Here is a 796-nt window from a genome sequence, read left to right as displayed (position 1 = left end):
CGTGCCGTAGTTGGTTGGTCTATGAGCTCAAGAATGGAATCCGAGCTTGTTACTCAAGCTCTTCTTGCAGCAGTGTGGCGAAGAAAGCCGCGGAACCAGGTGTTAATACACTCTGATCAAGGCAGTCAGTTTACGGGTTACGAATGGAATGACTTTCTAAGCGCTCACAACCTTAAAGCGAGTATGAGTCGGCGAGGAAATTGCCATGATAACGCAGTAGCGGAGAGCTTCTTTCAGCTTCTCAAGCGTGAGAGAGTAAAGAGGAAAATCTACTCAACAAGAGAGCACGCACGAGCAGATATTTTTGATTACATTGAAATGTTTTATAACTCTAGACGTAAGCATGGGGAAGCTAATAATATGCCTCCACTGGCTTATGAAAAGTTAGAAGAATTCAAACAGAAAAGTGTTTAGTTAAAGCTGGTCGATTCAATCCTTGTGTTGATGACACAAGGATATCGAATAAAGAATGATCAGCCAACTTAGCAAAGTGTTATGTCGGCTTTCGGGTCTTTTGTAATATAAGAAAAGCCAGGCAAATAGGCATGGAAAGCGATGCTCGCGTTATGTCGGTTTTCCTCTTTTAGGTAATGTAAGATATCGAGAAAAATTTTCTTGGATCCTATGAACGGTTTACCCGCAAGGCCAATGTTCTAGTTTTCCAAAAGAGTAGGGCGCAGACACAAAATATTAATGGCCCCGGTTCACATATTGCGAACAAGAGCCATATGCCTTACACTGTTCACATATTGCGAACTAATGGAAGTTTTATGCATGTTATTGCCAGAGGTATATT

1 protein-coding gene is annotated in these 796 nt (G+C 41.7%); it reads left to right on the top strand.

All coding sequences use genetic code 11. The features are described from left to right. On the top strand, window positions 1-414 hold a 414-nt coding region (locus tag A3729_RS07290), incomplete at its 5' end, for an IS3 family transposase (protein ID WP_156497761.1). Between the last annotated feature and the right edge of the window lie 382 nt (window positions 415-796).

It is taken from the genome of Oleiphilus sp. HI0043, assembly GCF_001634935.1.
This window is presented reverse-complemented; position numbering and strand designations above follow the sequence as displayed.